The 4160-nt window shown below is 35.8% G+C and carries 3 protein-coding genes; 1 reads left to right on the forward strand and 2 read right to left on the reverse strand.

Going from position 1 to position 4160, the window contains the following annotated elements:
• Window positions 1–500 precede the first annotated feature (500 nt).
• Window positions 501–1880, forward strand: coding sequence for an FAD-binding oxidoreductase (locus tag FD20_RS12135; RefSeq protein ID WP_057738838.1), 1380 nt, complete (start codon window positions 501–503; stop codon window positions 1878–1880).
• A 65-nt stretch (window positions 1881–1945) separates the two neighbouring features.
• On the opposite strand, the gene FD20_RS12140 is transcribed toward FD20_RS12135, so the two are convergent.
• Window positions 1946–2209, reverse strand: a complete 264-nt coding sequence (locus FD20_RS12140; protein ID WP_057738840.1) for a hypothetical protein — start codon at window positions 2207–2209, stop codon at window positions 1946–1948.
• Window positions 2210–2469: 260 nt separating this feature from the next.
• Complete coding sequence (locus FD20_RS12145) at window positions 2470–3864, reverse strand: MFS transporter (RefSeq protein ID WP_057738842.1); 1395 nt, start codon at window positions 3862–3864, stop codon at window positions 2470–2472.
• Between the last annotated feature and the right edge of the window lie 296 nt (window positions 3865–4160).

The following is a 4160-nucleotide window of genomic DNA, read 5'->3' on the forward strand; positions in this document are numbered from 1 at the left end:
AAAGAGGTTAGAGTTTGACTATCCCTTATTTATCAGCAGTCCAGCGAGATAATTAATGAAGTTGATGATGATTTTGAAGAGATTTAAGATTGTTAAAAATGAAGTTAGTTAGATCGAAAGAGAAAAAGTAAAGTGTAAAGAGCTTAAACTTTATCTTGCTGGACTGTTTTTTTGTATTTTAAATTAAAAAATAAAATCTTATCTGTTTGTACAATACAGTGTCATGCTTGTTGTAGCGTAAATGCATTTTTTAAAAGGCTAGGTCAAAAGTTGAATTTTGTCCTAGTTTATTTATTTGATTTCATAAGTCAAAAAGTTTTCTTTTTATCGACTCATGTCAGATATTTTTTACAAAAAAATGTCCGAATGGAGTCATAATGTCTCAAAGGGATATAAAAAAGATATGAAACATATAAAATTAGTGATAGGAATCGAATGAAGATAATTTAGTTTAGTATGCAAAACAATAGTGCAGTGAATGCAAACTAGGGGGTTTTTAAGTGAATAAAAAAATAAAAGGCTCCAATTGGCCGCAGTTACCTGAAGAGTTAAGCAATATTTCAATTACTCCAACAGATGCTAGATTTGATGCTATGCGTTCTAACTATTTCCGTGTTGGTAATCCTAGGTTAGTAATCATGGCGGTGACAAATTCACAAGTGTCAGAAACTATCAAATATATTACCGCTGTAAGGAAGAAGACCGGCAGCAAGGTTCCTTTTTCTGTTCGTAGTGGTGGACATGGTATGACGATGTCTTCTGTTAACGATGGAGGCATCATTTTAGATATTTCTCAAATGAACGAGGTCACAATAGTCGATGAAAAATCGGGGCTCGTTAGAATTCAGGCTGGAGCTTTGTGGGGTGATGTTGCCAAGATCTTGAATCCATATCAGCTGGTTATTTCAAGCGGTGATTTTGGCGATACCGGAGTAGGCGGTTTAGCAACCTCAGGTGGAATAGGACTTCTAGTTAGGAACTCGGGTCTCACGATTGATCACATTATTGGAGCAAGTTTGGTTACTTCTGATGGTAAATGCCACTGGATTGATGAAAAGCATGAACCAGATTTATTTTGGGCTATCCGAGGTGGCAGTTCTCAAGTAGGAATCGTGACAGAGTTCTTATTCAAAGCAGACCGGTTAGTAACGCAGGATAAAAATTTTGTTTCGCCTGTTGTGGTTCAAAATGTCAAATATCTGTCAAAAAAATTAGAAACTTTTATTTTGAAATGGCAGAAATGGGCAAATAGCTCTTCAAGACGGTTAAGCAGTATGCTTATGGTCACATTAAATGAAAATGGAGATTATATTTTTGAAGCTACCAACATCTGGGCAGGTTCCCCAAATGAACAGTCAAAAGATATTTTTGAAAAATCTTTAAAGTTGGGGAGAACACAGAATCAGGAGCAGCAAACGATGGAGTATGCTGACTTGGTTAAAGCTCCTCACGAGCCGCATCGTGGTCAGCAGCCAGTATACGTTAAAAATACATTGGTAAAAAACTTTAATGCTGCAATAATAGACCAAATAGAAACAATACTGAAAAATAGTTTTGTGATGGGGATTGAACTTCGAGCCATTGGTGGAAAACTTAACGAAATAAAATCTGAAGCAACACCATGGGACTTCAGAGAAGCAACAGGTTTTGTTGCTATGTGGGCTGATAAAAATCATGCACGGCAAGCGCAAAAAATATTTACTCTTGCTGATCAGGATGGTCTTGGAGTTTATGGAGCTTATTCTAGTGATCTGAGTGAAAAGGAAAACAGCAAAGTTTGGCCTAAACCTGAAACAAGAGAACGCTTAAAAAATATTATGAATGCGATTGACTCAGAGCAGCTTTTTGATCAAGGCAGAAATTTGAACGTAAAAAAATAAATAATGAAATATTTTTAAAAACAATAAAAAAGCCCTCAGCAGAGAGCTTTTTATTGTGTCAGCGGCTATTTTGATTTATCTGTACTAAATACTGGACGTACCAAGATGCCTAATAAAAGAATTCCAATGACGCTGACGATTACACCTGCGAGATAGTTGCCAGACAAGAAGATGCCCAAAGAAGTTGTCGCGAAAAGCCCAAAAACAGTTAAAAAAATTCCTAACTTTTGGGTTAAATTAAGATGTGCAAAATCTCGATAAAATCCTACTTCGAGTAATAAGACACCAATGACTGCAATTGTTCCAAAAAGAATGTGTCCGAAAATCATAGCGCTTCCCCCTCTAAAACCCTAAACTGTCCCCAAAGTATACCAACTTTAAAATAAATGCGTCAAGCATTCTACTCACTAAAAATGCAACTTGTAGAATCGTTAAGTGGCAGGAAATTATTAACCATAACTATCAAAAAATACAGTTCGAGCTGAAGAAAGCTATGGTTGCTCTGTTACAGACCAAGAGTTGTTTTTTAGGCATCAGTCTCTGTCTTTCTAAATCTATAAATTTATACAGCAGCAATTAGCAGCAGGGCTTACTTGTTGAATTTATTTTGTTGATCTTTTTCACTTAAAGTTAGTGTACAAATAAGTGCAGCAATTCCAAAGATCAATAATAATCCAAAGCCTAAATGAGTACCTGACAGAATACTATTTTTTGTATTATTGATACCATTTCCCTGAAAACTGATGATAGCAGCCATAATGGCAGTTCCAATTGAACCGGCATACTGCTGACTCATACTAAACAAGGAATTCTGATCGGCTTTTTGTGTCAGAGGAACAGCTTTGCTGGCATCAGACATTGTGTTTCCAAATCCTGCGTTGAATCCCAAACGTGTAACTATGAAGAACAGGCCAATCAGCCAAATAGTTAAATCATTGATGAATAATGTGAAGAGCAGCATCCCAGCAATTATTAAACAGTTACTTGTGAGCAGCGGTTTTTTAGCGCCCACCTGATCATACCATCTGCCTGCAAAAGGAGCTGTCAGTGACCCTAGCAGAGAGCCGGGAAGAAGAACTAAACCGGCAATCAAAGAATTAGCTTGTAAAATGTTTTCAGAAAAAACTGGAATAATAAAAGACATCGAAATATTAATTAATTGAAGTACAAAGTAGTTAAATAAACGGAACATCAGATATTTGTTTTTAAAAACAAGCGGATTGATGAGCTGCTGTGAATTTGTGCTGTTTTTTTCATGCCTAATAAAGAGTACAAGTGAGATAATGCCAAGAAATAGCAGTGTTATTGCATATAAATAATTTTTACTGAGTTGTTGAATCCCAAATTCAAGCAGTATCAAAAAGAAAGACAAGGTCAAAAAACCCCAGGTGTCAAATTTATTATGCTGTTGTTTTTCATTATCCCTAATGCTTAATATACCGATCAGTAGAGACGCTAGTACCAGCAACAATGCAAAACTGAAAATTGTTCTCCAAGAAAAATAATGATTCATGATACCACCATACGTCGGACCTAGAGCAGGGGCTAAAGAAATTAACATCGCAGCTATTCCAGAATATGTTCCCCAATGCTCACGTGGAATTTCTGAAAAGATAATTGAGAACATCAGTGGAGTACTGATACCTGTCCCGCTTGCTTGAAAGAGGCGACCTAACATCAACACCCAGAAGTTTGGAGCTGTCAAGCAACATATGATTCCTAAAGTCGAAATACCTATGCTGAATAAAAATAAATTACGTTTTTTAAATCGTTTAAGTAAAAAAGCCGTCGTTCCCATTACGAGAGTTACCATCAAAAGGTAGCCGGTCGTTAACCATTGAACTGTGCCTAGAGGCTCAGCAAAGATTTTCATCAAAGTAGGAAACGTTACATTCATAGAAGTTTCAACTAAAATACCAACGAATGTTAGGATACCAACTGAAGCAATAGATAAATTGGTTCTTCTTGTAATTCCTTTTGTCATAAAATTCTCCTTAAACTTTTTTTTAATTTAAAACAAAAAATGGGCCTATGCGATTTATGCTCCGCAAAGCCCATTTCCATAATTTTCTCAAGTATAATTGAAATACAAACATTTTTCAATAAGCCGTCTGTTTAATCAAATTAAAAAGGGCAACTTAAATATAATTTGGATTCCTCAGGGTGATTTTCGAGATCAAGGCTAATCAGAGCACATCAAACGCAAAGATTTAATATCTTTAGGTGTAATCGCTTGCATTAAATTGAAGATGCTATATAATACAGAGTGTAAGGGGTTAT

The organism is Liquorilactobacillus uvarum DSM 19971 (assembly GCF_001434935.1).
GTDB lineage: Bacteria > Bacillota > Bacilli > Lactobacillales > Lactobacillaceae > Liquorilactobacillus > Liquorilactobacillus uvarum.